This window comes from Pseudochelatococcus lubricantis, assembly GCF_011762225.1.
GTDB classification, from domain to species: domain Bacteria; phylum Pseudomonadota; class Alphaproteobacteria; order Rhizobiales; family Beijerinckiaceae; genus Pseudochelatococcus; species Pseudochelatococcus lubricantis.
The window spans coordinates 522357-549344 of the sequence record NZ_JAASQI010000003.1 but is presented as its reverse complement, the minus strand read 5'-3'; the positions used below and the strand labels follow the sequence as shown (position 1 = coordinate 549344).

General features: G+C 66.4%; 23 protein-coding genes. 12 read left to right on the top strand and 11 right to left on the bottom strand.

All coding sequences use genetic code 11. The features are described 5' to 3' along the window. The first annotated feature begins 82 nt into the window (after positions 1-82). Positions 83-844, top strand: coding sequence for a N5-glutamine methyltransferase family protein (locus FHS82_RS09290; protein ID WP_246225210.1), 762 nt, complete (start codon positions 83-85; stop codon positions 842-844). 36 nt (positions 845-880) lie between these two features. Here FHS82_RS09290 and FHS82_RS09285 read toward each other — a convergent pair whose 3' ends face one another. From FHS82_RS09285 to FHS82_RS09255, 7 genes are all read right to left on the bottom strand, one after another. Next, positions 881-2050, bottom strand: a complete 1170-nt coding sequence (locus FHS82_RS09285; RefSeq protein WP_246225208.1) for a Gfo/Idh/MocA family protein — start codon at positions 2048-2050, stop codon at positions 881-883. Positions 2051-2068: 18 nt separating this feature from the next. Beyond that, positions 2069-3121 carry a sugar phosphate isomerase/epimerase family protein gene (locus tag FHS82_RS09280; protein WP_166951306.1) on the bottom strand — a complete coding sequence of 351 codons (1053 nt, stop codon included), beginning with the start codon at positions 3119-3121 and terminating at the stop codon, positions 2069-2071. Between the two features lie 21 nt (positions 3122-3142). Further along, on the bottom strand, positions 3143-4345 hold the full coding sequence (locus FHS82_RS09275) for an MFS transporter (protein WP_166951302.1): 1203 nt from the start codon (positions 4343-4345) through the stop codon (positions 3143-3145). Between the two features lie 17 nt (positions 4346-4362). Then, positions 4363-5172: an SDR family oxidoreductase gene (locus FHS82_RS09270; RefSeq protein WP_166951299.1), complete on the bottom strand. Its 810-nt coding sequence runs from the start codon at positions 5170-5172 to the stop codon at positions 4363-4365. Next, positions 5169-6083: a myo-inosose-2 dehydratase gene (gene iolE / locus FHS82_RS09265; RefSeq protein ID WP_166951296.1), complete on the bottom strand. Its 915-nt coding sequence runs from the start codon at positions 6081-6083 to the stop codon at positions 5169-5171. The genes FHS82_RS09270 and iolE overlap by 4 nt, the downstream gene beginning before the upstream one ends. An 81-nt stretch (positions 6084-6164) precedes the next feature. Then, positions 6165-8006 (bottom strand): 3D-(3,5/4)-trihydroxycyclohexane-1,2-dione acylhydrolase (decyclizing), encoded by a 1842-nt coding sequence (gene iolD, locus FHS82_RS09260; protein ID WP_166951293.1) that lies wholly within the window; start codon positions 8004-8006, stop codon positions 6165-6167. A gap of 137 nt (positions 8007-8143) precedes the next feature. Then, entirely contained in the window at positions 8144-9055 is a 912-nt protein-coding gene (locus FHS82_RS09255; protein ID WP_166951290.1) for a MurR/RpiR family transcriptional regulator, read from the bottom strand. Between the two features lie 373 nt (positions 9056-9428). Here FHS82_RS09255 and FHS82_RS09250 point away from each other — a divergent pair, with 373 nt between their 5' ends. The 9 genes from FHS82_RS09250 to FHS82_RS09210 all read left to right on the top strand — a co-directional run bounded on the left by FHS82_RS09250 (position 9429) and on the right by FHS82_RS09210 (position 20497). Beyond that, complete coding sequence (locus FHS82_RS09250) at positions 9429-10865, top strand: NAD-dependent succinate-semialdehyde dehydrogenase (RefSeq protein WP_166951287.1); 1437 nt, start codon at positions 9429-9431, stop codon at positions 10863-10865. An 11-nt stretch (positions 10866-10876) separates the two neighbouring features. Next, positions 10877-11695 (top strand): HpcH/HpaI aldolase family protein, encoded by an 819-nt coding sequence (locus FHS82_RS09245; protein WP_166951285.1) that lies wholly within the window; start codon positions 10877-10879, stop codon positions 11693-11695. Between the two features lies 1 nt (position 11696). Continuing rightward, on the top strand, positions 11697-12686 hold the full coding sequence (locus FHS82_RS09240) for a hydroxyacid dehydrogenase (RefSeq protein WP_166951283.1): 990 nt from the start codon (positions 11697-11699) through the stop codon (positions 12684-12686). 51 nt (positions 12687-12737) lie between these two features. Beyond that, complete coding sequence (gene iolG / locus FHS82_RS09235; RefSeq protein WP_166951281.1) at positions 12738-13733, top strand: inositol 2-dehydrogenase; 996 nt, start codon at positions 12738-12740, stop codon at positions 13731-13733. Between the two features lie 15 nt (positions 13734-13748). Continuing rightward, positions 13749-14876: a Gfo/Idh/MocA family protein gene (locus tag FHS82_RS09230; protein ID WP_166951277.1), complete on the top strand. Its 1128-nt coding sequence runs from the start codon at positions 13749-13751 to the stop codon at positions 14874-14876. Positions 14877-14889: 13 nt separating this feature from the next. Then, complete coding sequence (gene araD / locus FHS82_RS09225; RefSeq protein WP_166951275.1) at positions 14890-16641, top strand: L-arabinonate dehydratase; 1752 nt, start codon at positions 14890-14892, stop codon at positions 16639-16641. A gap of 263 nt (positions 16642-16904) precedes the next feature. Continuing rightward, a complete protein-coding gene (locus tag FHS82_RS09220; protein ID WP_166951274.1) occupies positions 16905-17834 on the top strand; it encodes a sugar ABC transporter substrate-binding protein in 930 nt (309 codons plus the stop codon). 60 nt (positions 17835-17894) lie between these two features. Then, positions 17895-19430 carry a sugar ABC transporter ATP-binding protein gene (locus FHS82_RS09215; RefSeq protein WP_166951271.1) on the top strand — a complete coding sequence of 512 codons (1536 nt, stop codon included), beginning with the start codon at positions 17895-17897 and terminating at the stop codon, positions 19428-19430. A 41-nt stretch (positions 19431-19471) separates the two neighbouring features. Next, positions 19472-20497, top strand: coding sequence for an ABC transporter permease (locus FHS82_RS09210; RefSeq protein WP_166951268.1), 1026 nt, complete (start codon positions 19472-19474; stop codon positions 20495-20497). 48 nt (positions 20498-20545) lie between these two features. Here FHS82_RS09210 and FHS82_RS09205 read toward each other — a convergent pair whose 3' ends face one another. Further along, a complete protein-coding gene (locus tag FHS82_RS09205) occupies positions 20546-21430 on the bottom strand; it encodes a LysR family transcriptional regulator (protein WP_166951265.1) in 885 nt (294 codons plus the stop codon). Between the two features lie 168 nt (positions 21431-21598). Between FHS82_RS09205 and FHS82_RS09200 the strand changes: the two genes are divergently transcribed. Beyond that, the gene (locus FHS82_RS09200) at positions 21599-23098 is read left to right on the top strand and encodes a CoA-acylating methylmalonate-semialdehyde dehydrogenase (RefSeq protein WP_166951262.1); all 1500 of its coding nucleotides are present in this window, start codon (positions 21599-21601) and stop codon (positions 23096-23098) included. A 118-nt stretch (positions 23099-23216) separates the two neighbouring features. After that, positions 23217-23648 (top strand): cupin domain-containing protein, encoded by a 432-nt coding sequence (locus FHS82_RS09195; RefSeq protein WP_166951260.1) that lies wholly within the window; start codon positions 23217-23219, stop codon positions 23646-23648. A 59-nt stretch (positions 23649-23707) separates the two neighbouring features. Here the strand turns inward: FHS82_RS09195 and FHS82_RS09190 are convergent, their stop codons facing one another. The 3 genes from FHS82_RS09190 to FHS82_RS09180 form a co-directional block, all read right to left on the bottom strand. After that, positions 23708-24838, bottom strand: coding sequence for a polyamine ABC transporter substrate-binding protein (locus FHS82_RS09190; protein ID WP_166951257.1), 1131 nt, complete (start codon positions 24836-24838; stop codon positions 23708-23710). Between the two features lie 297 nt (positions 24839-25135). Next, positions 25136-25657, bottom strand: a complete 522-nt coding sequence (locus FHS82_RS09185) for a class I SAM-dependent methyltransferase (protein ID WP_166951254.1) — start codon at positions 25655-25657, stop codon at positions 25136-25138. A 171-nt stretch (positions 25658-25828) separates the two neighbouring features. Continuing rightward, the gene (locus tag FHS82_RS09180) at positions 25829-26830 is read right to left on the bottom strand and encodes a LacI family DNA-binding transcriptional regulator (RefSeq protein ID WP_166951251.1); all 1002 of its coding nucleotides are present in this window, start codon (positions 26828-26830) and stop codon (positions 25829-25831) included. Positions 26831-26988 lie beyond the last annotated feature (158 nt).

Genomic DNA, 26988 nt, shown 5'->3' with positions numbered 1-26988 from the left:
CGGAGAGATGATTTTCGAAGGCGCCGCAGCCTTGTACTACTTGTCGCCAACCGCAAATGTCCTTAGCGAGGGATGCGTCATGATGAGCATGCTATCCGGGCACGATGGAGTCCGCGCCGGCTCCGGCCCCTCGGCGGCGTGGCGGGACCGCAAGGCGCCGCCGCCCGAGGGGCCTTGCGCGGATGCCGACGCCGTCTTCATGGATGTGGCGCTGGAAGTGGGGCCGGGCGTGGTGACGCCGCGGCTGGAGACCGAGCTGCTGGTGCAGGAGGCGCTCACCCGGATGGAGGCGGAACCCGGTATCCGGACCGTGCTGGATCTCTGCTGCGGCTGCGGCGCCATCGCCCTCGCACTGGCGACGCGGAACGCGGATATCAGGATCCGGGCGAGCGATCTGCTGGAGGCCGCCGCCGCTGTGACGCGCCGCAACGTCCTCCGCCACGGGCTCGGCGACCGCGTGACCGTGTCGTGCGGCGATCTGTTTTCGGCGTTTGACGGGCAGGGGCTGGAAGGCCGGGTCGACCTCATCGTCGCGAACCCGCCCTACATATCCACTGGCCGGCTCGACAGCGAGAAGGCGCAACTTCTGGAGCAGGAGCCGCGCGAGGCTTTCGACGGCGGTCCCTACGGCCTTGCGATCCATCAGCGGCTCATACGCGAGGCGCCGGATTTTCTCGTGCCGGGCGGCTGGCTGCTGTTCGAATTCGGGCACGGACAGGAGCGGCAGGTCGCGGCGCTGATCGCCCGCCGGCGCGGTTTCGAGCCGGCGGTTTTCGCGTGCGACCAGAACGGCGCGCCGAGGGTAGCGGCGGCCCGATGGCGCGGCGGACACGCAGCCGGCTGAGCCCGGCCCGGATGTCCGCCGGCGGCGCCGTGCCTGTCAGACGAAAGCCGGCGTCAGCCACTGGCCGGACAGGTGACTGTCGACGACGGCATCGACGAAGGCGACGCCCTTGAGGCCGTCTGCCGATGTCGGGATGCTCGCCCGATCGCCCGCCGCTTCGCTCCCCGCGTTGCGGGCGCGGATGGCGTCGGCATAGCCGGTGTAGAGGTTCGCGAACGCCTCGATATAGCCTTCCGGGTGGCCTGGCGGCGTGCGGGTGCGGGCTCTGGCGTCCGGCGCCAGATCCTCCCGCCCGCGCTTGATGACGGCGGGGGAGCCGTTAAGGGGCGTCAGCAGCAGCTCGTTGGGATGCTCCTGCTGCCAGATCAGGCTGCCCTTCTCGCCATAGACGCGCAGGCGCAGGCTGTTCGACTGGCCGATGGCCACCTGCGAGGCCCACAGCAGCCCGCGCGCGCCGCCTTCGTAGCGCAGCAGCACATGGGCGTTGTCGTCCAGCGCGCGTCCCTCGACAAAGGTCGCAAGGTCCGCGAACAGGGATGCGACCTTCAGCCCGGTGACGAATCCCGCCAGATGATAGGCATGCGTGCCGATGTCACCGATGGCGCCGCCGCGGCCCGATTTCTTCGGGTCCGTCCGCCAGGCGGCCTGCGCGTTGCCCTGCAGCTCGATGCCGGTCGCCATCCATTCCAGCGGGTATTCCACCTGCACCACGCGCACAGCGCCGATTTCGCCCGCCGCCACCAGCGACCGCGCGTGATGAATGGCCGGATAGCCGCTATAGGTATAGGTCACGCCGACGAAGAGCCCCGTCGCTTGCGCCAGTTCGTGCAGGGCGATCGCGTCCTGGAGCGTGGTCGTCATCGGCTTCTCGCAGATGATGTGAAAACCGGCTTCCAGCAGTGCCTTCGCGATGGGAAAGTGGGTATGGTTGGGCGTGCAGATGGCGACGACGTCGACGGGGTCCGGCCGTGCCTTCTCGCCCGCGACGAGCGCGTGCACGTCGTCATAGGAGCGGTCGGGCGCGATGTAGTTGCGGGCGGCAAAGCGATGGCCGCGGGCGGCGTCGGCGTCGAACGCGCCGGCGACGAGGTCGTAATGGTTGTCGAGCCGTGCCGCATAGCGATGGATGCCGCCGATATAGGCCCCTTCGCCGCCGCCGATCATGCCGAGGCGCAGACGCCGGGCGGGGATTGCCGAGGTTGTCATTGAGTGTCTCCCGGAAAATCAGAGGCCGAGAATGCGGCGGTTGAGGGCGCGGTCGGCGTCGGCCTTGACGAAATCGTCGAAGGGCCGGTCCGCGACGCGGATGATGTGGTTCCTGATGAACTGCGCGCCTTCGCGCGCCCCGTCCTCGGGGTGTTTCAGGGCGCATTCCCACTCCAGCACGGCCCAGCCGTCGAAGTCATGGGCTGTGAGCTTCGAGAAGATCGCGCCGAAATCGACCTGCCCGTCGCCCGGCGAGCGGAAACGGCCGGCCCGCGATATCCACGGCTGATAGCCGCCATAGGCGCCCGTCTTGCCGTTGGGGCGGAACTCCGCATCCTTCACGTGGAAGGCGCGAATGCGCTCGTGATAGTGGTCGATGTAGGCGAGATAGTCGATGGACTGCAGCACGAGGTGGCTCGGATCGTACATGATGTTGCAGCGGGCGTGGTTGCCGACACGCTCCAGGAACATCTCGAAAGTCAGGCCGTCGTGCAGGTCCTCCGTCGGGTGGATTTCGTAGCACAGGTCGACGCCTTCGGCGTCGAAATGGTCGAGGATGGGCCGCCACCGCCGCGCCAGCTCCTCGAACCCGTCCGCGATCAGCCCGTCCGGCCATTGCGGATAGGGATAGAGATAGGGCCACAGCAGGGTGCCGCTGAAGGTGACGTGGCGGTCCAGGCCGAAGCGGCGTGAGGCCGTGGCCGCGAGGCGCAACTGCCGCACCGCCCATTCCTGCCGGGCGGCGGGGTTGCGGTGCACCGCTTTCGGCGCGAAGGAATCGGCCGGCAGGTCGAACGCGGGATGCAGGGCGACGAGCTGCCCCTGCAAATGGCTTGCGAGGTCGGTGACGGCGAGGCCGTGGCTGGCAAGTTTGCCCTTGATGTCGTCGACATAGGTCTGGCTTTCGGCTGCCAGTTCCAGATCGATGACCCGGCTGTCCCAGGTCGGGATCTGCACGCCCTCGAAGCCCTTCTCCGCTGCCCAGCCGGCAAGGCCGTCCAGCGTGTTGAAAGGGGGCTCGTCGCCGGCGAACTGGGCCAGAAAGACACCGGGACCTTTTAGAGTACGCATTGCGCCAACTCCTTGGCATGTTCAGGTCGGATGAGGGAAGGCGAGCCGGCGCCGGATCGCGCCGCAGATCGTGGCGCCGGCGACGGCCGCGACGAAGCCGACGAGAAACGCCGTCGCTTCGTCGCCGACGAGCATCAGGCCGCCGAGCAGGGGACCGGCAAGCCCGAGGGCGAGGTCCTGAAACGCGGCGAAGGCGCCCAGCGCGGTGCCCCTGTCCTGCGGCGCCACCGCCGTCAATGCCTCGATGCCGAGCGAGGGGAAGATCAGCGAGCAGCCGAGCCCGGTGACGGCGGCGCCGGCCAGGGCGACGGCGGGTGAGGGGGCAAGCCACAGGATCATTTGTCCGGCGGCCTCCACGCTCATCGCGGCGGCCGCCACGCGCCGCCCGCCCAGCCTGTCGGGCAGGTGCCCGACGACAAGGCGAGCGCCGGCAAAAGCGATGCCGAACGCCGTCAGGGCAAGGCCGCCGCCGGGCCAGCCGCGCGCCGCGAACATCAATGAGGAAAAGGTGGTGAGCGCCGCAAACCCCAGCCCTGCAAATCCGAGCAGCATGCCCGGGAACCAGATGCGCGCCACGACGCCGTGCAGTGGCAGGCGGACACCGCCCGAGACCGGCCAGGCGGGAAGCGCGCCAACGATTGCCAGCCCCGCGAGCGGCGCGCACGCGGCGGCGATCGCGACGGCGGGAAAGCCCGCGGCGCCGAACAACGCCATGCCGATGGGCGCGCCCACCGCCAGGGCACTGTATTGTGCAACGCCGTTCCACGACATGGCCTGCCCGGCATGGCCGTGCCCCGCGCGGCCGACCGCCCATGTCAGGATGCCCGTGATCAGCAGGCTCTCGCCCACGCCGAGCACCGCGCGCCCGACGAGCAGAACCGCGAGCGCCGTGGCAGGAGCGATGCCGCCCGCGGTGCTGGCGAGCGCGACGAGATTGGCGGCGCAGGCAAGGCCAAGGCCCAGCATCAGCGTGCGCTTCGCGCCGGCCCTGTCCGCCGCGCGCCCTGCCCAGGGGCGCGCGGCCAGATTGGCGAGCGGCTGCACACCGACCGCCAGCCCGGCCATGACGGTGCCGAGGCCGAGCCCCTCGTGCACGTGAACGGCGATGACCGGCAGGGGAATGCTGATCGCGAGGTAGCTGCAGAACATCGCCGCGCACAGGGGCGCGAGCCGGGAAAGGACGTGCGGCCTTCTCGTTCCGTCCGGTTCGGCGTTCCGCGTCATGATGCGCCCCGACGATTCTAGAGGGGCGCGGCGGGGGCCGGCGCGGAGTCGTAGGCGGCCCAGACGGACTGGTCGTAGTTGACGACGCTGCCGGTCATCAGGCCCGATTCCGCGCTGGACAGGAAGGCCACGGCCCGCGCCACCTCGCGCGGATCGATCAGTCGGCCGAAAGGCTGGGCTGCGGCGGCTTCTTCCAGCCAGTTGTCCGCCGCGCCGTGATATTCGCGCTGGATGCGGTCCTCGCCGTCCGACGCCATCCAGCCGATGTTGAGGGCGTTGACGCGGATGCGGTTGCGCAGCACCGCATAGGCCGTGTTGCGGGTCAGGGTCGCCAGCGCTCCCTTCGAGCTGCAATAGGCCGCGATGAAGGGCTGGCCGGCCTCCGCCGACATCGAGCAGATGTTGACGACGGTGCCTTCCGTCTGTTCCCGGCGCATCAGCTTCAGCGCCTCCTGCATCAGGAAGAACGGCCCGCGCACGTTGACGGCGAACATGGCGTCGAACAGCTCGGGCGAGGTGTCGAGGATCGTGCCCCGATCCGTCAGCGCGGCGGCGTTGACGAGCGCGTCGACGCGGCCGAATTCGCTGTCCGCGCGGGCGATGACGGCGCGGCAATCCTCGACGTTGCCGAGATCGGCCTGCTGGAACACGACACGCGCGCCGGTCTGCCGGCCGATGGCCTCGGCCTTCGCCTCGCCCTTGTCCCGCGAGCGGCCGCAGATGACGATGCCCTGCGCGCCGCGGTCGGCGAAGAGCGTGGCGATGGCCGCGCCAAGCCCCTGGGTACCGCCGGTGACGACGGCGATCTTTCCTTCCAGCGCGCTCATGCTGCATGCCCCTCGATGGTGTAGCCGGCGCCGGTCAGCGCCCGGGAAAGGGCCTCGTAGCCCTTGACGGCATATTCGGCCGGCGGCGCCTTGGCGGGATCCTGCTCCGCCTCGACCACGAACCAGCCCTCATATCCGGTATCGGCGATGCGCCGGACGATGGCGCCGAAATCGAGAGATCCGTCACCCGGAACCGTGAACGCACCCGCGAGCACCGCGTCGAGGAACGAATCCCGGCCCCTGTCGAGGCTGTCGATCACCGGCAGGCGCACGTCCTTGGCGTGCACGTGGACGATACGGCTGCCGTGCTTTTCGATCACACGCAGCACGTCGCCGCCGGCGAAGGCGAGATGGCCGGCGTCGTAGAGCAGGCCGACGGCCTCGCCCGTGTGCTGCATCAGCAGGTCGACGTCGTGCTCGGATTCGATGGCCGTGCCCATGTGATGGTGAAAGGCCAGCGGCACGCCAGCGTCCGCGCAATGCTCGGCGAAGCGCGTCAGGCGGCGGCCGTAGACGCGGATTTCATCTTCGGACAACCTGCGGCGCGTGTTGAGAGGCGCCTCGCGCCGGTTCTGGATCGTGCCCGCCGTCTCGCCATAAGCGAGGCACGCGGCGCCGAGCGCGCTGAACAGCGCGAGCTGGCCGGCCACCTTGTCCTTTTCCTGCGACAGGTCGTCGGGCGCGTCGAGGACGGTGCCGGAGTACCAGCCTGATGCGAGTTGCAGGTCGTGCGCGGTCAGTTCATCGCGCAGCGCGGCGATGGTCTTCGGAAACTTGCCGCCCGTCTCCACGCCGGAGAAGCCAGCGGCGCGGCTTTCCCGCAGACAGGTTTCGAGGGGCGTGTCGCCGCCGAGTTCCGGCAGATCGTCGTTGGACCAGGCGATGGGGGCGATGGCGAGTTTGGCTTTCATGGATGCAGTTCCTGTAAGCGCAGTTCGCGGGCGCGATTTCGCATCGCGGCTGCGCGGGACGGCTGGAGAGGAAAGGCGGGGTCAGACGCCGACGCGCTGCCGCGTGCGCGCCTCGGTCTGCTGGCGCGACGCCTCGCGGACGCTTTCATGCGGGCTGACCTGCGGCACGCCGACATCCCACCACGCATCGCCGGGAGTCCAGGTGAAGGCGTCCGTGACGATGGTCAGCACCGTGGTGCGGTCGGTCGTCTTCGCCCATTCCAGGGCTTCGCCGAGTTCCGCGAGGCTTTCGACGTGGCGCGTCAGCGCGCCCATGGAACGTGCGTGAGCCGCGAAATCGACCCCGAACAGCTCCTTGACGCGGCAATCCTTGAGCAGATTGTTGAACGACGTCACGCCTTTGGCGTTCTGGAGGCGGTTGATGACGGCGTAACCGCCGTTGTCGCAGACGATGAGGATGAACTTGTGTCCCGACAGAACGGACGAATAGATTTCGGAGTTCATCATCATGTACGTGCCGTCGCCGATCATCACGACGGGCGTGCGGCTCGGGTCGGCCATGGCCGCGCCCCAGCCGGCGGCGATCTCGTAACCCATGCAGGAAAAACCGAACTCGCAATCGAAGGTATTCGGCTCCTTCACGCGCCAGTTCTTCACCGCTTCTCCCGGCAGGCCGCCGGCGGCGGTGATCAGCAGGTCGCGCTCACCCGCATGCGTATTCACGACGCCGACGACTTGCGCGTAGGTGGGGACAGGCGTGTTGGTCGGACGCTGGAAATCGTCGAGTGCCGCATTCCAGCGGGCGAACTCGTCCCGGCCCTTTTGCGTCCAGCCGCCGTCCGCCGTCCAGCCACCGATGGCGGCCTCAAGCTCGGCGATTGTTTCGAGTGCATCGCCCACGACCGCGAGAGCCCGATGCTTGGTCGCGTCCCATCGCGCGGTGTTGATCGACAGGAAGCGGGCATCCGGCGCGAAGACCGACCACGATCCGGTGACGAAATCCATCAGGCGGGTGCCCACCGCGATCACGACATCGGCCTCTGCCGCGAGCGCGTTGGCGGAGGTGGAGCCGAGGATACCGACAGGGCCGACATGGGCGGGATGATCGTGAGCGACCGCGCCCTTGCCGGCGATAGTCTCGCAGAGGGGAATGCCGTGGCGCGCGGCAAAGTCCGCCAGCGCCTTCTCCGCGCCGGAATAGCGGACGCCGCCGCCCGAGATGATCAGCGGCCGCTTCGCGGATTTCAGCAGGTCGATGGCCTGTGCGAGACGCTCCCGATCCGGACGCGGGCGGGGAATGGCGTGGACGGTCTCGGCGAAGAACGCTTCGGGATAGTCCCAGGCGATTTCCTGCACGTCCTGCGGCAGGGCGATGAAGGCGGGGCCGCAGTCGGCAGGGTCGAGCAGCGTTGCCACCGCCTGGGGCAGGGAGGAGACGATCTGCTCGGGATGGACGATGCGGTCCCAGTAGCGGGTCACGGCCTTGAAGGCGTCGTTGACGTTGACGGTGGGGTTGCCGAAGTGCTCGACCTGCTGCATCACCGGGTCGGGCCGCCGGTTGACGAACGTATCGCCGGCGAGCAGCAGCACCGGCAGGCGGTTTGCGTGCGCGAGGCCAGCCGCCGTCACCATGTTCAGCGCGCCGGGGCCGATGGACGAGGTGGCGACCATGATCTGCCGGCGGCGCTGCGCCTTCGCGAAGCCGATGGCAGCGAGCGCCATGGATTGCTCGTTCTGCGCGCGCCACGTCGGCAGCTTGTCCTGCACCGCCTCCAGCGCCTCCGAAAGGCAGGTGACGTTTCCGTGGCCGAAGATGGCGAAAACGCCGGGAAACAGGGGAACTTTTTCTCCGTCGACCAGCGTGTGCTGCGCGCAGAGATAGCGCACCAGGGCCTGCGCCGTGGTGAGACGAACCGTTGACATGGAGTGGGTCCCTCCCAGGACTGCCGACGCCTTTCCGACGTCTGTGCTATGAAATTTATATTGCAGATATTATTCAATCGCAAGAAAAATTGCAGTTCACAATAATGTTTTATGAATGCATTGATATATATGGGTTTTTATCTCTTCTTGCGCATGATGCCCTCGGTCACCGTGGGAATGCGCGGCGTCTGCGCGGCATTCGGCTGCAGGCGGATGGCCGTCGCGGTGGCGATGGACTGGATGAGGCACATGGGTGCGGCCAGCGAGCGGGAGAAAGTGTATTCGTCTTCCGCGATGGTGAACAGCACATCGGCATCCTTGGCGAGCGGCGACAACTGGCTGTCCGTCAGCGCCACCAGCGGCACCGCGCGCGCGGCTGCCGATTCGGCGATGGTAACCACCTCCTTCGCATAGTGCCGGAAGGCGATGGCGACGAGCACGTCCCGCTGCGTCATCGTCGCCGCCATTTCGGTCGCGAGCCCGCCCGAGGGATCGAGCAGCACCACGCGCCGGTGCAGCATGGTGAGCAGATAGCGCAGCAGCGAGGCGATCGGCTCGGACCGCAATTGCCCTGCGATATAGACGGTGTCAGCCCCGGCGAGCAGCTTCGCCGCCTGTTCGAGATTCTCCCCGCTCACGGTCTCCAGCAGATCCTGCAGGGCGGCGATGTCGCGCACGACGAGCGCATGGAAATGTTCGAGGTTGCCGGCGCTCGAATACCGGGACAACTCGCTCTCCAGCGCCCGGATGCGCTCCTGAAAGCCCGGCGCGGCGGTAGCGATGCGGGTCTGGAACACCGATTGCAGGTGTTTGAAACCGGAAAAGCCGAAATGCTGCGCAAAACGCACGAGGCTCGACGGATGGGTGCCGCACTTGGCCGCGAGCGTGTTGATCGATTCCAGCGCGACGCTGTTGGGATTTTGCGTGAGAAAACGGGCGATTTGCTGGAAGCCGGCCGAGAGATTCGCGTATTCCTGCGTGATCAGGTTGACGACCCCCTCGTAGTTGCCGGGCACCTGGTTCGCGATGTTCTTGTCTTTCCTGGCCATGGTTCTGCTCTTCATGCTCGGCGACGCACGACGGGAATGCGCCGGAAGGGAGGGGAACCGGACGAAGCCGGACGCCGTCGCGGGTTACGGATGTCCCGTGCACGATTTATTGCATGAAATGGCTTGACATAGAATAATTGTTGCGAAATAAATCAATGGACAATTTTTATTGCAAAGCGCTATCGCGACGACGCATCAGGAATGGCACCCCTTTGGCGGGTGGCTGACGATCCCGAAGTCCACCGTTTTTGCCCCCGATTCAAGCTGGTTGGGAAAGCACTTTGCATCGACTCTAGCGACATAACGAATAAACGCAACAAAAGTTGCAGCGTGGATGGCGTCGGAACGCCAGCCCCAGGGTGAGGAAATACGCATGTATGAAAATTTCGGGCTTTTCATCGACGGCGGCTGGCGCTCCGTGGGCGGCGAGGGCGTCATCGAGGTGCAGGATCCCGGCAAGGGGACCGTCATCGGCTCCGTGCCGGCGGCGGGCGTGGCCGATGTTCAGGAGGCGATCGCCGCCGCCGGGGCGGGGCTGCAGGTCTGGCGGTCGACGCCGGCGTGGGCGCGGGCCGATGCGCTGCATGCCGTGGCGGACCGCATGATCGCGCGCGCTGAAGAGGCCGAGCGCATCATCACGCTGGAGACGGGCAAGCCGCTTGCCCAGTCGCGCCGGGAATGGGGGCTGTCGACGGACCAGTTCCGCTGGTACGCGGAAGAGGCGCGCCGTATCTACGGGCGTATCGTCGAAAGCCGCGCGCCGGGCGGGCGCATCGAGGTCCACCACGAGCCCGTGGGCATCGTGGCTGCTTTCACGGCATGGAATTTTCCGGCTGTTCTGGTGGCCCGCAAGGTCGCGCCGGCGCTCGCCGCCGGCTGTTCCGTCATCGTGCGCCCCTCCAGCGAGACGCCGGGCAGCGCCATGGTCATCATCGATTGCATACGCGAAGCGGGCATTCCGGCGGGCGTGGTCGGCCTCGTCGCTGGACCGACGTCCACAACATATCAAACCCTTGTCGAATCTCCTGATGTCCGCAAGATCACGCTGACCGGGTCCACCGCGGTGGGTCAGCAGATGATCCGCGACTCGGCGGAGACGGTGAAGCGGCTCAGCATGGAACTCGGCGGCAACGCACCGCTCGTCGCCTTCGACGATGCCGATTTCGACAGGCTGCTCGATCTTGCTGTGCCGACGAAATACGCCAATGCCGGGCAGGTTTGCGTCAGTCCGGACCGTTTCTATATCCACGAGTCCCTCTACGAACGGTTCACGGACGAGTTCGCGCGGCGCGCGGCGGCCCTGAAAGTCGGGCATGGCCTTGACGAAACGTCCGAGATGGGCCCCATCATCAACCTGCGCCGGCTGGAGGCCATCGAGGCCGTCGTCGCGGACGCGCAGAAGCGCGGTGCGAAGCTGCTCACGGGCGGCAAGCGCCTGCAGGACGGCAGCGGCGGCTACTTCTTCGAGCCGACTGTGTTGAAGGACGTGCCGGACGACGCGAAAGCGCTGGCGGAAGAGAACTTCGGCCCCATCGCGGCGATCACGCCCTTCGGTAGCGCGGACGAGGTCTATGCCCGCGCCAATGCAGGCGGCTTCGGCCTTGCGGCCTATGTCTTCACGCAGAGCGCGGCGCGTGCGCGCGAAGCCGTGGCCGGCATCGAGGCCGGCATGGTCGGCGTCAACAGCTTCGCGCTGGCGGCGGCGGAGGCGCCGTTCGGCGGCATCAAGCTGAGCGGCATGGGCCGGGAAGGGGGCAGCGAGGGCATCCACGACTTCCTGAATATCAAGCTGTCGCAGGTCGCTTTCTGAAGGATACGCCCATGTTCAGGAATCCGGTTCGGGAAAAATGGGCGGCCGGCCAGGCGGTCGCCAACGGCTGGCTGTCCATCGCCTCGCCCTTCGTCGCGGAAATCATGGCGGCACAGGGCTATGACTCGGTCACGATCGACCTGCAGCACGGCTTCGTCGGGCTGGAGGCGGCGGGCGCCATGTTGCAGGCGATGCGCGCGAGCGACGCCGCCCTGATGGCGCGGGTGCCGTGGCTCGACCCCGGCGATATCATGAAGGTGCTGGACGCCGGCGCCCACGGCATCATCTGCCCCATGATCAATACGCCGGAGGAGGCGGCGCGGCTCGTCTCCTACGTGCGCTATCCGCCGGTCGGCGTGCGCTCCTTCGGCCCGACGCGGGCGCTGTTCGCCGCCGGCGCGGACTACGGCCAGCACGCCGACCGGGAAATCCTCTGCTTCGCCATGATCGAGACCGGCGAAGCCGTCAACAATCTGGAGGCGATCGTCGCCACGCCGGGGCTCGACGGCGTCTATATCGGCCCGGCCGATCTGACGCTGGGGCTGACGGGGCGCAAGTACCGCACCGGCTTCGACCGTGAGGAGCCCGAGGTCGTGGACGCCATCCGGCACATTCTTGACACCGCCCATTCCGCCGGCATCCGCGCCGGGCTGCACAATGGCTCCGCTGCTTACGCGAGCAAGGCCGTGGGCTGGGGCTTCGATCTCGTGACCATCTCCAACGACGTGCGGCTGCTCGCGGGCGCGGCCGGGGAAAGTCTTGCCGCCTTCCGCCGAAGCGTCGGCGAGGGTGAAACGGCCGGCGGGAAGCAGGCGCAGGGAGGATACTGACATGCCGCATGTTCTCGTTGCCGGCCGCATTCACGCTTCGGGCGTCGAGCGGCTGCGCCAGGCGCCGGGCATCACTTTCGAGGTTGTCGACGAGGTATCGACGGAAGCCTTCGCGCCTTTTGTCGGCGCGGCCGACGCCATCCTCATCCGCACCCAGCCGCTGCCGGGGGCACTGATCGCGCAGGCGCCGGGGCTGAAGATCGTCTCGCGGCACGGCGTCGGCTACGATGCGGTCGACGTGGAGGCGCTCAATGAGCGCGGCATCCCGCTCGCCATCGTCGGCGACGTGAATTCGGCCTCGGTGGCGGAACATACGCTGATGCTGATGCTGTCCGTCGCGCATCGCACCGTCGCCTACGATGCCGCGACTCGGGCGGGGCAGTGGTCGTTCCGCAACAGCCTGCAGGCCACCGAGCTGTTGGGCAAGTCCGTGCTCGTCGTCGGCTTCGGGCGGATCGGCCGCGCGGTTGCGCGTCTTTCCGCCGCCTTCGGCATGAGCGTGCGCGTGCACGATCCCTTCGTCGATGCCGGTCACATCGCCGCGGAAGGCTATCTGGCCGCCACGGAGCTGGCGGCCGCCCTGGGCGTGGCGGATGTGGTGACGGTGCATGTGCCGCTTTCCGGCAACAAGCCGCTGCTTGGCGCGCGGGAACTCGCGCTCCTGAAACGGGGCGCCCTCGTGATCAACACCGCCCGTGGCGGGCTGATCGACGAGCACGCGCTTGCGGCCGCGCTGGCGAGCGGCCACGTGGGCGGAGCCGGGCTCGATGTTTTCGCAAGCGAACCGCCCGCCGCCGCGAACCCTCTGCTGGCTTCGGACAGGGTGGTTCTAAGCCCGCATTCGGCCGGCTTGACGCAGGAATGCGCGGAACGGATGGCCATTTCGGCGGCGGACAATATCATCGCCTTCTTTAACGGCCGCCTGGATCCCTCGCTGGTCGTCAACCGCAGTGCCATCGCGTTCGGACCGCGGGAAGCCGAACGCGCCTGAAGCGGCCCGATCCGCCGATAACGACAAAGCTATTCTTGGGGAGAGATGCAAATGGTGCGTATTGCCGTTCTCGGCGCCGGCCGTATCGGCCGGATTCATGCCAGAAACGTCGCTGAAAACCCGGCCGCGACGCTCGTCGCCATCGCCGATCCGTTCGGAACGGCAGCGGCCGACCTTGCCGCGCAATTGTCGAGCGAAGCCTCGCTCGACCCCGTGGAGACCATCGAGCGTGCCGATGTCGACGCGGTCGTCATCGGCACGCCGACCGATACGCATGTCGACCTGCTGCTGCACGCGGTGCGGCGGGGAAAGGCCGTGCTGTGCGAAAAACCCATCGACCTCGATCTGGCCCGGGTCGATGAAGCCGTGGCCGAGATCGCGCGCCTCGACGGCCGCGTGATGCTGGCCTTCAACCGGCGTTTCGACCCGAGCGCGCGCGAACTGCGCAACGCCATCGACGCCGGCGAAATCGGCGAGGTGCGTCAGGTCGTCATTTCCAGCCGCGATCCCGGCCTGCCGCCGGCAAGCTACCTGGGCTCGTCGGGCGGCATCTTCCGCGACATGACCATCCACGATTTCGACATGGCGCGCTGGTTCCTGGGCGAGGAGCCGGTGGAGATTTCCGCCATCGGCAGCCGCGTGGTCGACCGCGCGCTGATGGAGACCGCCGACGACTACGACACGGTGATGGTGCAGATGCGCACCGCATCCGGCCGCCAGTGCCACATCAACAACTGCCGCGAGGCCGTCTACGGCTATGACCAGCGCTTCGAAATCTTCGGCTCGCAGGGCGCGCTGTTCAACGACAACCTGCGGCCGACCACCGTGCGGCGCTGGACGCGCGAGGCGACGGACGCGCGAGAGCCGCTGCTGAACTTCTTCCTGGAACGCTATGCGGATGCCTACAAGGGAGAAATGGCGGCGTTCGTGGATGCGCTTGCGAACAGCAAGCCAATGCCCGTGGGCCCTCACGACGGCAGGCAGGCGCTGCTGCTCGCCGACCGCGCGCTTGAATCGCTGCTGACCGGCAAGACGGTGGCGCTCTGATCGGGGATGAAGCAAATGCGCAATGAAATTGGTGTCGGAATCATTGGCACGGGCTTCATGGGCAAGGCGCACGCCTTCGCCTACGGGTCCGTTGCTTCCTACTTTCCCGAAAGCGCCGTGCCGGTACTGCAGGTCGTCGCGGACGTCAACGAGGCGGCGGCGCGGCAGGCGCAGGAACAGTTCGGCTTCCGCCGCGCGACGGCGGACTGGCGCGATCTCGTCAACGACCCGGCTGTCGCCATCGTGTCGATCACGGCGCCCAATGCGTTGCATCGTGAAATCGCGCTGGCGGCCGCGCAGGCGGGCAAGCACATCCATTGCGAAAAACCGCTCGCACCTGACGCTGCGGCGGCGCGCGACATGGTGGAGGCCGCGACCGCGGCGGGCGTCGTCACGCAGGCGGGTTTCAACTATCTGCAAAACCCGCTGATCCGGCTGGCGCGGGACATGATCGCGGCCGGGGAACTCGGCGAGATCACGTCATTTCGCGGCATCCATGCCGAAGACTACATGGCCGATCCTGAAGCGTCATGGACCTGGCGTCTGGACCCCGCCGGCGGAGGCGGGGCGATCGCCGACCTCGGCAGCCACGCCATTGCCATGGCGCGTTTCCTGCTCGGCGACATCACGCATGTCAACGCCGATCTGGAAACGGCCATCGCCAGCCGCCCGGCCGCGTCCGGCGTGTCTGAACGGCGGGCGGTGGAGGTCGACGACATCGCCCGCCTTACGCTGCGCTTCGCGCGCGGCTGCGGCGGCCATATCGAGGCCAACTGGGTGGCCACAGGGCGCAAGATGCATCTCGCCTTCGAGGTTGCCGGCAGCAAGGGCGCGCTCGTCTTCACGCAGGAGCGTTTCAACGAGCTGCACTTCTACCGCGCGGGAGGGGACGCGCGTCAGGCAGGCTTCACACGCATCGAGGCCGGACCCCAGCACGAACCCTACGGCCGCTTCTGCGTGGCGCCGGGCCACCAGCTCGGCTTCAACGATCTCAAGGTCATCGAGGTGGCCGCGTTCCTGCGTGCCATCGCCGGCGACGGTGCGGCCGCCGGGCCGGATTTCCGCGAGGCGTGGGAGATCCAGAAGGTGATCGACGCCGCCCTCCGTTCATCCGCCGGCCGGTCGTGGCAGGCCGTTTCCTGAAAGAAGACGTGAGATGACGGAGAAAAAGCCGCCCGTATCCAGACCGCCCGCCGCCCTGCGCAGCGCCCGCTGGTTCGCGCCCGACGACCTGCGCGGCTTCGGTCACCGCTCCCGCGTGATGCAGATGGGCTACGCGCCGGAGGACTGGGCGGGCAAGCCGGTCATCGCCATTCTGAACACGTGGTCGGACATCAATCCCTGCCACGCACATTTCAAGATGCGGGTGGAGGATATCAAGCGCGGTGTCCTGCAGGCTGGCGGCTTCCCCATCGAGCTGCCTGCGCTGTCCCTGTCGGAGAACTTCGTCAAGCCGACGACGATGCTCTACCGCAACATGCTCGCCATGGAGGCGGAGGAGCTGATCCGCTCGCATCCCGTCGACGGCGTGGTGCTGATGGGCGGCTGCGACAAGACCACGCCGGGCCTGCTCATGGGCGCGACCAGCGCCGGCCTGCCGGCCATCTACGTGCCCGCCGGCCCCATGCTGCGCGGCAACTGGAAGGGCAAGGTGCTGGGCTCCGGCTCGGACGCCTGGAAATACTGGGACGAGCGGCGCGCGGGCAATATCGGCGATGAGGACTGGCTCGCCATCGAAGGCGGAATCGCGCGCAGCCACGGCCATTGCATGACGATGGGCACCGCCGCCACCATGACGGCCATCGCTGAGGCCATCGGCATGACGCTGCCGGGAGCCTCTTCCATTCCGGCGGCGGATGCGAACCACATCCGCATGTGCGCCGCCGCCGGGCGACGCATCGTGGAGATGGTGCGCGAGGACCTGAGGCCCGACGCGATCCAGACCCGTAACGCCTATCTCAACGCAATTGCCGTGGCGATGGCCATGGGATGCTCCACGAACGCGGTCATCCACGTCATCGCCATGGCGCGCCGCGCCGGGCACGCCATCTCGCTCGACGACTTCGATGCCGCGAGCCGCAAGGTGCCCGTCATCGCCAACATCAGGCCGAGCGGCGATACCTACCTGATGGAGGATTTCTACTATGCCGGCGGTCTGCGGGCACTGATGAAGCAGATAACGCCGCATCTCTCCCTCGGTGAGATGACCGTGAACGGCCGCCGGCTCGGCGAGAACGTTGCGGATGCGGAAGTCTATAACGACGACGTCATCCGCCCGCTCGAACGGCCGATCTATGCCGAAGGGGCGCTGGCCGTGCTGAGGGGCAATCTGGCCGAGAACGGCTGTGTCATCAAGCCGAGCGCCTGTGCGCAACGTTTCCTGAAGCATACGGGGCCGGCGCTCGTCTTCGACGACTATCCCGCGATGAAAGCGGTGATCGACAGCGACGATCTCGATGTGACGGAGGATCACATCCTCGTGCTGCGCAACGCCGGTCCGCAGGGCGGGCCGGGCATGCCGGAGTGGGGCATGCTGCCCATTCCGCGCAAGCTCGTGCGGCAGGGCGTGCGGGACATGGTGCGGCTGTCGGACGCCCGCATGAGCGGCACGAGCTATGGCGCCTGCATCCTGCACGTGTCGCCGGAGGCGTATATCGGCGGCACGCTGGCACTGGTGCGCACGGGCGACCTCATCACCGTCGACGTGCCGAACCGCAGCATCCGCCTTGAGGTCGGCGACGCGGAACTCACGCAGCGCCGGGCGGCCCTCGTACCGCAGCCCCCGCGCTTCGGCCGTGGCTACGGCTTCATGTTCTCGCGCCACATCCAGCAGGCCGACAAGGGATGCGACTTCGATTTTCTGGAGACCGGTTTCGGGCCGGAAACGGGCGAGCCGGCCATTTTCTGAATGGTTTACCAGCAGGTTACGGGGTTTTTGAAAGAAAAAATTGCAGGAAATATAATTTTGCAATTTTTGTTGTAAGTCGGTCCTGAATTCGGATATGTTCAGGGCACACACCTTGCGGGCCCTATCGGGAAGGCGGGTCTGGCAAGAGCGGTTTCCGGACCGTCGCCCGCGTATCGTGAAGCGGGACAGGCGCGGAACGCCGGCCGCAGGCAAAAATCAGTCACTGCCAAAAGAACGAAGGCTGATAAACGGGAGGATACACAATGAAGAAGTTTCTGATGGGTGTTGCGATCGTCGCTCTGTCGGCGGGGATTGCGCAGGCGAAGAACATCGGCATCAGCATGTCGCTGTTCGACGATAACTTCCTGACGGTGCTGCGTCACAACATGCAGGATTACGCCAAGACGCTGGACGGGGTGGCGGTGCAGGCCGAAGACGCGCAGGGTGACATCTCCCGCCAGCAGAGCCAGATCGAGAATTTTCTGGCCTCCGGTGTGGACGGCGTCATCGTGATGCTGGTCGACGCGGATTCCGGCCCGGCGATCTCGGCGGCCGCCGCGCGCGCCGGCGTTCCGCTGGTCTTCGTCAACATGGCACCGACGGGCGTGGACAACCTGCCGAAGAACCAGGCGTGGGTGGGATCGGACGAAGTGCAGGCCGGCACACTGCAGGCGCAGGAAATCTGCCGGCGCCTCGGCGGCAAGGGCGAGGCCGTCGTGCTGATGGGCCAGCTCGGCACCACCGGCCAGCGCGGCCGCACCAAGGCCGTCCACGACGTGCTGGCAACGGATGAATGCAAGGGCATCAAGGTGCTCGACGAGCAGACCGGCAACTGGATGCGCACGCCGGGCATGGACATCATGACCAACTGGATCACCTCCGGGTTGAAGCCGGATGCGGTCATCGCCAACAACGACGAAATGGCGCTCGGGGCCATTCAGGCGCTGAAGTCGGCCGGCGTCCCGATGAAGGACGTCGTCATCGGCGGCGTGGACGCCACCCGCGATGCCCTGCTCGCCATCCAGAACGGCGACCTCGACGTGACCGTTTTCCAGAACGCGCGCGATCAGGGCCGCGGCGCCCTCGACATCGTGCTCAAGCTCGCCGATGGCCAGAGCGTCGGGCAGAAGAACTACGTTCCGTTCGAACTCGTGACGTCGGACAATCTGAAGGATTACCTCGCCCGCAACTGATGCCCGCACGCACCGGGAGGCGGTCCCGCGCTGCGCGGGACCGAAGGGGAGGAAGTCATCATGATCTCGAATAGAACGCAGGCGGCGATCGAGAGCTACACGCATGGCCGGGGAGACGACCTGCTCGTCGTCGAGGGCATCAGGAAGGAATTTCCCGGTGTCGTCGCGCTGGACGACGTGCAGTTCCGGCTGAAGCGCGGCACGGTCCACGCGCTGATGGGCGAGAACGGCGCCGGCAAATCCACGCTGATGAAGATCATCGCCGGCATCTATACGCCGGACAGGGGCAGCCTTCACCTGCGCGGCGAGAAAATCGCGCTGGACTCGCCGCTCGACGCACTGGAGCGCGGCATCGCCATGATCCATCAGGAACTCAACCTGATGCCCTTCATGACGGTGGCGGAGAATATCTGGATCCGCCGCGAGCCGACGAACCGCTTCGGCCTCGTCGACCACCGCCGCATGAGCCGGATGACCCGCGAGCTGTTCGACCGTCTCCACATCGGGATCGATCCGGATGTGGAGGTGCAGAAGCTCACCGTCGCCGCGCGGCAGATGGTCGAGATCGCCAAGGCGGTGAGCTACCAGAGCGATGTGCTCATCATGGACGAACCGACCAGCGCCCTGACCGAGCACGAGGTCGAGCATCTGTTCGACATCATCCGCAACCTGCGCGCGCAGGGCAAGGGCATCGTCTACATCACGCACAAGATGAACGAGCTGTTCGAGATCGCCGACGAGTTCTCGGTTTTCCGGGACGGCCGCTACGTCGCGACGCACGCAAGCGCCGATGTCACCCGCGACGACATCATCCGCATGATGGTCGGGCGCGAGATCACGGACATGTTTCCCAAGGAGGAAGCGAAGATCGGCGATGTCGTGCTCTCCGTCGATAAACTCGCCGTCAACGGCGTGTTCCACGACATCAGCTTCGAGGTACGCGCGGGCGAGATCCTCGGCATCGCGGGGCTCGTCGGCTCCGGCCGGTCCAACGTGGCCGAAGCGCTGTTCGGCGTGACGCCCGCCACCTCCGGCACCATCCGCATCCGGGGGAAAGAAACGGCCATCCGCAGCCCCGGCGACGCGATGCGCAACGGCATGGCGTTCCTCACCGAGGACCGCAAGGAAACCGGCTGCTTCCTCATCCTCAGCGTGCTGGAGAACATGCAGATCGCCGTTCTGCACAACACGCACGTGCGCGGCGGCTTCGTCGATCAGCCCGCGGTCAACAGGCTGTGCGAGGACATGAAAGGCCTGCTGCGCATCAAGACGCCGAACCTGCACGAGCGCATCGAGAACCTCTCCGGCGGCAACCAGCAGAAGGCGCTGATCGCGCGCTGGCTGCTGATCAAGCCGTCCATCCTGATCCTCGACGAGCCGACGCGCGGCATCGATGTCGGCGCGAAGGCCGAAATCCACCGTCTCATCAGCCGGCTGGCGGGGCAGGGCGTCGCCATCATCATGATCAGTTCGGAGCTGCCCGAAGTGCTCGGCATGTCGGACAGGATCATGGTGATGCACGAGGGGCACGCAACCGGAATTCTCGACCGCGCGGAGGCTGACCAGGTCCGGATCATGGAACTGGCGGCCAAATAGCGGCGCGGCGGACAACGATAAAATCAGGGAGCGAAACAGGAATGTCCATACAACAAACTGATACGGCTCTTGCAGCCGGCGAGAAGACCCGAAAGCGCTTGCCGCCCGAGCTGAACATCCTGTCGGTGCTGATTGGCGTCGCCCTGATCTTCGAGGTGCTGGGCTGGATTCTGCAGGGCCAGAGCTTTCTGCTCAACCCGCAGCGTCTGACCATCATGATCCTGCAGGTGAGCGTGATCGGCATCATCGCCGTGGGCGTGACGCAGGTCATCATCACCGGCGGCATCGACCTCTCGTCCGGCTCCGTCGTCGCCATGTCGGCAATGATCTCGATGAGCTTCGCGCAGATTGCGACCTACGACCGGGCCGTCTATCCGTGGCTCACGGACATGCCCGTTATCGTGCCGGTGCTGATCGGGCTCGGCTGCGGCCTGCTGGCCGGCCTCATCAACGGCGCACTCATCGCCTACACCGGCATTCCGCCCTTCATCGCCACGCTCGGCATGATGGTCACGGCGCGCGGCATCGCCAAGTGGTACACCAAGGGCCAGCCGATTTCCTTCCCCACGCCGGAATTCGCCGCCATCGGCTCGGGCATCTGGCCTGTCGTGATCTTTCTCGCGATCGCGCTGCTGTTTCACATCGGCTTGCGCTACACGCGCTACGGCAAGTTCACCTATGCCATCGGCGCCAATCCGCAGGCGGCGCGTGTGTCGGGCATCAACGTCAAGACCCATCTCCTGAAGGTCTATGCCATCGCCGGGCTGCTCGCGGGTCTGGCGGGCGTGGTCACCGCCGCCCGCGCGCAGACGGCGCAGGCCGGCATGGGCATGATGTACGAACTCGATGCCATCGCCGCGGCCGTCATCGGCGGCACCTCGCTCGCCGGTGGCGCGGGGCGGATCACCGGCACCGTGATCGGCATGCTGATCCTGGGCCTCATGACCTCCGGCTTCACCTTCTTGCGCATCGACGCCTACTATCAGGAGATCGTCAAGGGCATCATCATCGTGGCCGCCGTCATCGCCGACGTCTATCGCCAGAAGAAGCGGACGAAGAAGGCCTGAACCCGTGCCGTCGCGGATGGGGGTTGCCCGGGAGAGGCGCGGATCAGCCTATTGGACGAACCGCTGCCGTTCCTCGCGGAAGCGGCGGGAGATGAACTCACGCAGCACCGCAATTCTTTTGACGGTGACAGTGTCCGGATGGCAAAGCAGATAGTAGCTGCGACGGAAGCCGACCTCCGGGAAAATGCGCTCCATGCCCTCAATGGCGCCGGCGGCGAAGTCGTGCAGGACGCCGATGCCGGCGCCGGACCTGACCGCCTCTATCTGGCCCATGACGCTGGCGCAGCGGAACTTGCGTCCGGCCTGTTTCTCCAGCGCGGCGGAGTAATCCAGCGCCGAGGCATAGGCAAGGTCCTCGACGCCCGTGACGACCGTGTGATCGCCCAGTGCTTCGACGGATATCGGCGTGCCGGCGCGTTCCAGGTACATGCGCGCCGCATAGACGCTGAGCGTGTAGTCGGTCAGGCGCGACACGAGCAGGCGCCCCTCGGCGGGCGGGTCCAGAACAATGGCGAGATCCGCCTCGCGCCGCGACAGCGAGAAGGTTCTGGGCAGGGGGACGAGTTCCACGACGAGGTTCGGGTGGCGCCGCGTCAGCGCTCCCAGCTCGGAGGCGAGGAAATAGTTGCCGAGCCCGTCCGGCGCGCCGATCCTGACGGTTCCCGAAACGTCGGCCTCCTCGTCCCGAAGGCTCTCCGATACGCCAAGCAGTTCGAACTCTATCCGTTCGGCGACCGGCAGAAGCCGCTCGCCAGCCTGCGTCGGCACACAGCCAGCCGGCCTGCGGTCGAAGAGGGGCGTGCCCAACGAACGCTCAAGGGCATCGAGGCGGCGCGCGACGGTGGCGTGGTTGAGGCCGAGGCTGCGCGCGGCAGCCAGCAACTGACCGTGCCTCGTCACCGCGAGGAAGATGCGCAGATGGTCCCAGTCCATGGCCGCCGATACCTGCTGCTATAAATTTCGCACAATGAATGATGAAACAACGGTATTGATGTGCGGCGAACGACATTGGATGACAATAGCCGGTTCGTCAACGTCGCCTGGCATCCGTATCGCCTGGCATCCGTCCGGGAAGCAGGGACAATCGTGGAGGTTATCGTCATGGCAAGAGGCATCAATCACTACATCGGCGGACGCGAGGTCGCCGGCACCAGCGGTCGCACCGCACCCTCCTTCAACCCGGCGACCGGCGAGGAAACCGGGCGCGTGGCGCTGGCCTCCGCCGCCGAGGTGCGCGCGGTTGTGGAGATCGCGGTCAAGGCAAGCGAGAGCTGGTCCGACACCACGCCGTTGCGCCGCGCGCGCATCCTCAACCGCTTCCTGCGTATCCTGGAAGAGCGCATCGACGAACTCGCCGCCGTCATCACCGCCGAGCACGGCAAGGTGTTGTCCGATGCCAAGGGCGAAATCCAGCGCGGCATCGAGGTGGTGGAGTTCGCCACCGGCATTCCCCAGCTTCTCAAGGGCGAGATCACCGAGAACGTCGGCACCCGTGTCGACAGCCATTCGGTACGCCAGCCGCTCGGCGTCGTCGCCGGCATCACGCCCTTCAACTTCCCGGCGATGGTGCCGATGTGGATGTTCCCCGTGGCGCTCGCCTGCGGCAACTGCTTCATCCTGAAGCCTTCGGAGCGCGACCCTTCCGCCTCGCTGCTGCTGGCGAAGTGGCTGACGGAAGCCGGCCTGCCGGACGGCGTCTTCAACGTCGTGCAGGGCGACAAGGAGGCGGTCGACGCGCTGCTCCACGATCCGGACATCCAGGCGATCAGCTTCGTCGGCTCGACGCCCATCGCGCGCTACATCTACGAGACGGCGGCGAAGACCGGCAAGCGCGCGCAGGCGTTGGGCGGCGCGAAGAACCACATGATCGTCATGCCCGACGCCGATCTCGACCAGGCTGTCGACGCGCTGATGGGCGCGGCCTACGGCTCGGCCGGCGAGCGCTGCATGGCGGTTTCGGTCGCGGTGCCGGTGGGCGAGAAAACGGCGGACGCGCTCATCGAGCGGCTCGAACCGCGCGTGCGGGCGCTGAAGATCGGTCCCGGCACCGATCCCGAGGCGGAGATGGGCCCGCTCGTCACGAAGCAGCATCTCGAAAAGGTGCGCGGCTACATCGATGCCGGTGAGGCGGAGGGCGCGAAGCTCGTCGTCGACGGGCGTGGGCTGACGCTGCAGGGCTTCGAGAACGGCTATTTCATCGGCGGCACGCTATTCGACAACGTCACCACGGACATGAAAATCTACAAGGAAGAGATCTTCGGTCCCGTGCTGGCGGTGGCGCGTGCGGACAGTTACGCCACGGCGGCGCGATGGATCAACGAGCACGAGTTCGGCAACGGCACGGCGATCTTCACGCGCGACGGCGATGCGGCGCGCGAGTTCGCGCATGCGATCAAGGTGGGCATGGTCGGCATCAACGTGCCGATCCCCGTGCCGATGGCGTTCCATTCCTTCGGCGGCTGGAAGGCGTCGCTGTTCGGCGATCATCACATGCACGGGCCGGAGGGCGTGCGCTTCTACACGCGCCTGAAAACCATCACCTCGCGCTGGCCGACCGGCATCCGCGCCGGCAGCGAGTTCGTCATGCCCACGCTGGGGTAAGAAACCGCAACATATTGACACGGTGGGGCGGAAAGCGCAAGCGCCCCGCCGCTGTTTCGCCTTGCAAGCGTGTCTTGCTCCGCGTAGGGTGAGCCACCCTGCGTGTGGGAGGCGCCCGATGATTGCGCATGATCGCGATGTGGTACGGATAGGGGCTCTGGAACTCCGTTTCGTAGTCGATGAAACCACGGGGTCCGGCAGCCTTGTTGCCTTCGAGTTCGTCATTCCGCCGAACGCCCGTGTCCCGGCGCCGCACTTTCACCAGGACGTCGATGAGATGATCTACGCCTTGGACGGGATCACCACCTCGACACTCGACGGGCAGCGTCATGAGCTGAGGACGGGGGAAAGCCTGTTCGTTCCCCGGGGCAGCACGCACACGCACGAGAACCTGCATGACGAGACGGCGCGGTCGCTCGTGGTGCTGACGCCGGGCCTGATCGGCAGACGCTATTTCGAGGAAATCGCGGCTGAAGTGAACGTGCCGGGCAAGCCCGATCTCGCCAGAATCAAGGAAATCATGCTCCGGCACGGCCTCGTTCCCGCCTGATGCCGCTGCCGGCGTGACGCGATGTCAGGCCGGCAGGGAGTGCGGAAAGGATGTCCGATTCAACGGCCGGTCTTGACGCGCGTCCACAGCCGCGTGACGGTGCGCTGGGTGCGGTCGTCATAGGCGGTGTTGGTGAACAGGCGCTTCAGCGTCTCGTCGTCGGGATAGATGCCCGGGTTGTCGCGCACGGCTGGCGCGACGAGAGGACGGGCGGCGAGGTTGCCGCTGGCGAAGGAGACGAAGCTCGCGTTCTTCGCCGCGATCTCCGGCCGGTTCAGGAAGTCGAGGAAGGCGCGCGCCTCCTCCGGATGCGGTGCATCGGCGGGAATGGCGAGGTTGTCGAACCATATCATGGCGCCCTCGTGCGGTAAGACGTAATTGATCTCGACACCGTTCCCCGCTTCCTTCGCGCGGGTTGCCGCCTGCAGGATGTCGCCCGAGTAGCCGACCGCGACGCATATGTCGCCGTTGGCGAGCGCGTTAATGTATTCCGACGAGTGGAACTTCTGGATGAAGGGCCGTGCCGCGATGAGAACGTCGGCGGCCTTCTGCAGGTCCTTCGCGTCCTTGGAATCGGGATTGAGGCCGAGGTAGTTCAGCACCGTGGGAAACATGTCCTCCGGCGAATCCAGCACATAGATACCGCAGTCCTTGAGCTTTTCCGCCACTTCCGGCTTCAGCGCGAGGTCCCAGGTGTTGAGCACGGCGTCGGCACCGAGGCGCTCGCGCACCTTGGCGACGTTCACGCCGATGCCGGTGGTGCCCCACATGTAGTTGATGGCGAACTGGTTGCCGGGGTCGAACACCGCAAGGCGCTCGGCGATCTCCGGCCACAGGTTCTTCGTGTTGGGGATCTTTTCCGGCTCCATCTTCTGGAACACGCCGGCCTTGATCAGCCGCTGCAGGAACGGTCCCGACGGCCCGACGACGTCGTAGCCGGATTTGCCGGTGAGCAGCTTGGTCTCGACGATCTCGTTGTTGTCATAGGTGTCGTAAACGACCTTGATGCCGGTTTCCCTGGTGAACGCATCGAGGGTGTCGGGGTCGATATAGTCCGACCAGTTGTAGACGTGCACCGTCTTCTGCTGGGCGGCGGCGGGGCCGGCGAGCATGAGGAGGGCGAGCGAGGCGCCGGCGGCAAGCCTGGTTGCAGCTTTGGCATTGAAGAGTGAGGCAATGGTGCGGATCATATCCGGCTTTCTCCCGTCTTGCGAAAGTTCCAGCCACACTGACGTGTTGCTTCGACACTGATGGAACGATCCGGATACCTTATTTGCCGAGCTTGGCAATGATATAAAGGCTTGTCGAGAATTTGCGCGGGCCAACACAACAGTCGCCCGCATGCCGCCTTGCGGGCCGGAGCGGGGAGGTGGGACGGCACGGCATGCTGAAACGGGGCGGGGGCCGCCGTGCCGTCTTTCCACACGTGGGAGCGCGGCCCGCCGATATCAAGCGGTAGCCGGGCAATGGCCTGCATTTCGTCCTGGTCACGCGCCGGACGACCAGTGATAGGCACCGAGGGCTTTTCCCCTGATCGAGTCGGCGAGACCGACGCCCAGCACGGCCAGCATTTCGTCGTGCTCCCACGTGGCGAGGTGACGCTCGAACCAGTTGCCGTCGACGCTGTCCTGCGGCATCTCGCCGAGGGGGATGGAGATGAGGATGTCCTTCACCCACCCCTTGAGCCGGGCGATCTGGCGCTTTGCCACGTCCTTCGGTATATGCTCCAGCACATCGCCGGCAATGGCGAACGTCGGGCGCGGAACGATGCTGCCGAAGTCGAGGTACAGGACGTCGGCGACGATCAACAGATCGTACTTCGACCGCAGGTCAAACCGTTCGATATAAGGGGCCCAGGCTTCGATGCCGGTCCAGTGCGAGCTGAAATGCGGGCGCATCAGCTTCGCATATGTTCCGGCGCCTGCGCCGATGTCGATGACGCCAGCCGGGCGGATCGCCAGATACTTGTCGAGCATCCAGTCCTTATGCTCGGAATAGGAGTATGGCATCGCGCAAACCTGTCGCTTGACGGTGACGGCATGATAGTGACGGCGTGGTTCTGAAAGCCGGCCGGCCTTGCCGCCCGGATACCATACCGGCAAAGCGTCCCTCCGCAACCGTCATGCTGCCGCGGGGGCTTCTGAGGCAGGCGGCCGGGCGTCATCGCGGTTCCTCCTTCGTCACGGCTGCGGGGAGCCGGGGCCGGGCGTGGAGCCGCGAACGATGCAGGTCGCCTGCAGCACGATCCGGCGTGCGGCGGCGGCCGGATTGGCGCCGCGGTCGAACAGCATCGCCATGGCGTTGCGGCCGATCTCCTCGACGGGCTGCTCCATCACCGTGATGCCGGCGCCCACCAGCTCCGTCCACGGCTCGTTGTCGAAACCCGCAAGGCCGATATCCGCCGGAATGTGGATGCCGGCCCGCAGCAGGGCGCGCGCCACGCCGAGCAGCATCAGCCCGTTGCTGGCGAGGATGGCTTCCGGGCGCTCCGGCGTGGCGAGGAGGTCCGCGACACACTGTTCCGTCGCGGTTCCGCCGTGGTCCAGAAAGGTCGCAGCCGGCACGAGGCCCAGCCGGCGCATGGCCGCCTCGTAGCCGCCGCGCCGTTCCACCCCGGTGGTGCTCGCCGCGCCGAACAGGCCCACGATCCGCCTGTAGCCGCGCCCGTGCAGATGCTCGACGAGCGCCGCCGCTGCCCGGGCGTTATCCAGCACCACCGCGTCGTGCAGCACGGTCGGCGCGGAGCGGTCGATGAGCACGACCGGAAAGGCGTGGCGGCTGACCGCGACTTTCGGCGCGGTGTGGCGCGTGGGCGCGAAGATCACGCCGGTCACCCGCTCCTCCTCCATCAGGCGCAGGTACATCGCTTCCTTTTCCGGGTTCTCGTCCGTGTTGCAGAGGATGACGCGCAGACCGTGGGCGAAGGCCACGTCCTCCACCGCGCGGCTTACGGCGGTGAAGAAGGGGTTGCGGATGTCCGCCACGATGAGGCCGATGGTGCCGCTCTCGCGCGAGCGCAGGCGCCGCGCCGCGAGATTGGGGCGATAGCCCGTCGCCCGCACCGCTTCCTCCACCCGCGCGCGCATCTCGGCATCGACCGGTTTGCCGGAGAGCGCGCGCGACACGGTGGCGGGGGAAACGCCGGCCATCGCGGCTACCAGCTTGATGCCTACCTTCGCCATGGAAAACGTTTCCTCGTCCTTCCCGGATCGCCTCAGGAATCAGTTAGCACCTTATGGCCTTTCTTCATAGCCGGCACGATAGCTGGTTGACATCGAAATGAGAAAACGTTTTCTTGTCAGGATAAGGTAGCAAAATCCGATAATATAACGAGCCCGGG

Coding starts and splice junctions, on each gene's coding strand:
- araD (WP_166951275.1), top strand. CDS start 14,890: ATGACGGAGAAAAAGCCGCCCGTATCCAGACCGCCCGCCGCCCTGCGC.
- iolE (WP_166951296.1), bottom strand. CDS start 6,083: ATGAAAGCCAAACTCGCCATCGCCCCCATCGCCTGGTCCAACGACGAT.
- FHS82_RS09180 (WP_166951251.1), bottom strand. CDS start 26,830: ATGGCGAAGGTAGGCATCAAGCTGGTAGCCGCGATGGCCGGCGTTTCC.
- FHS82_RS09285 (WP_246225208.1), bottom strand. CDS start 2,050: ATGACAACCTCGGCAATCCCCGCCCGGCGTCTGCGCCTCGGCATGATC.
- FHS82_RS09200 (WP_166951262.1), top strand. CDS start 21,599: ATGGCAAGAGGCATCAATCACTACATCGGCGGACGCGAGGTCGCCGGC.
- iolG (WP_166951281.1), top strand. CDS start 12,738: ATGGTGCGTATTGCCGTTCTCGGCGCCGGCCGTATCGGCCGGATTCAT.
- FHS82_RS09190 (WP_166951257.1), bottom strand. CDS start 24,838: ATGATCCGCACCATTGCCTCACTCTTCAATGCCAAAGCTGCAACCAGG.
- FHS82_RS09210 (WP_166951268.1), top strand. CDS start 19,472: ATGTCCATACAACAAACTGATACGGCTCTTGCAGCCGGCGAGAAGACC.
- FHS82_RS09220 (WP_166951274.1), top strand. CDS start 16,905: ATGAAGAAGTTTCTGATGGGTGTTGCGATCGTCGCTCTGTCGGCGGGG.
- FHS82_RS09250 (WP_166951287.1), top strand. CDS start 9,429: ATGTATGAAAATTTCGGGCTTTTCATCGACGGCGGCTGGCGCTCCGTG.
- FHS82_RS09195 (WP_166951260.1), top strand. CDS start 23,217: ATGATTGCGCATGATCGCGATGTGGTACGGATAGGGGCTCTGGAACTC.
- FHS82_RS09280 (WP_166951306.1), bottom strand. CDS start 3,121: ATGCGTACTCTAAAAGGTCCCGGTGTCTTTCTGGCCCAGTTCGCCGGC.
- FHS82_RS09290 (WP_246225210.1), top strand. CDS start 83: ATGAGCATGCTATCCGGGCACGATGGAGTCCGCGCCGGCTCCGGCCCC.
- FHS82_RS09230 (WP_166951277.1), top strand. CDS start 13,749: ATGCGCAATGAAATTGGTGTCGGAATCATTGGCACGGGCTTCATGGGC.
- FHS82_RS09185 (WP_166951254.1), bottom strand. CDS start 25,657: ATGCCATACTCCTATTCCGAGCATAAGGACTGGATGCTCGACAAGTAT.
- FHS82_RS09215 (WP_166951271.1), top strand. CDS start 17,895: ATGATCTCGAATAGAACGCAGGCGGCGATCGAGAGCTACACGCATGGC.
- FHS82_RS09245 (WP_166951285.1), top strand. CDS start 10,877: ATGTTCAGGAATCCGGTTCGGGAAAAATGGGCGGCCGGCCAGGCGGTC.
- iolD (WP_166951293.1), bottom strand. CDS start 8,006: ATGTCAACGGTTCGTCTCACCACGGCGCAGGCCCTGGTGCGCTATCTC.
- FHS82_RS09255 (WP_166951290.1), bottom strand. CDS start 9,055: ATGGCCAGGAAAGACAAGAACATCGCGAACCAGGTGCCCGGCAACTAC.
- FHS82_RS09270 (WP_166951299.1), bottom strand. CDS start 5,172: ATGAGCGCGCTGGAAGGAAAGATCGCCGTCGTCACCGGCGGTACCCAG.
- FHS82_RS09275 (WP_166951302.1), bottom strand. CDS start 4,345: ATGACGCGGAACGCCGAACCGGACGGAACGAGAAGGCCGCACGTCCTT.
- FHS82_RS09205 (WP_166951265.1), bottom strand. CDS start 21,430: ATGGACTGGGACCATCTGCGCATCTTCCTCGCGGTGACGAGGCACGGT.
- FHS82_RS09240 (WP_166951283.1), top strand. CDS start 11,697: ATGCCGCATGTTCTCGTTGCCGGCCGCATTCACGCTTCGGGCGTCGAG.